Below are 420 nucleotides of genomic sequence, written 5' to 3' on the forward strand. Positions count from 1 at the left end.
GCTGGCAGCTTCGCAGATGGCAGCCGCATCATTGGCATCATTCTTGCCGCCTTTGCCTTGCATGCGATATGGAGCAACCAAGGCCGCAGCGATCATTCGTGCGTCTAGCCCCATGCCTTGCAATTGTCTGCACCAGTGGTGAGCTCCACCGCAAGCTTCCATGGCGACCAAGCATCCAGCAGGCAATTGAGCGCACCATGCCAAGAACTTACTGCGCTGAATGGCTCGGTTGGTGACCACTTTGCCTTGTGCATCTACTGCGTGCACTTGCAGCACATTCTTGGCGATATCCACACCGACACGGATGATGGTTTGCATGGCACAACTCCTGGTGAATGACGAATGAACTTCACTTACTTTGTACCTGACACTGCCCTGCAAACAGAGTCAAGAAAGTGGGAAGTCTTTCGTATTCAAATC

General features: G+C 52.9%; 1 protein-coding gene. It reads right to left on the reverse strand.

Going from position 1 to position 420, the window contains the following annotated elements; genetic code table 11:
- Positions 1-318, reverse strand: a 318-nt coding sequence (locus SJH88_RS19440; protein ID WP_274755417.1) for an IS110 family transposase, incomplete at its 3' end; no start/stop codon positions are given.
- Between the last annotated feature and the right edge of the window lie 102 nt (positions 319-420).

Source organism: Comamonas sp. GCA5, from assembly GCF_036541385.1.
GTDB classification, from domain to species: Bacteria; Pseudomonadota; Gammaproteobacteria; order Burkholderiales; family Burkholderiaceae_C; genus Comamonas; species Comamonas aquatica.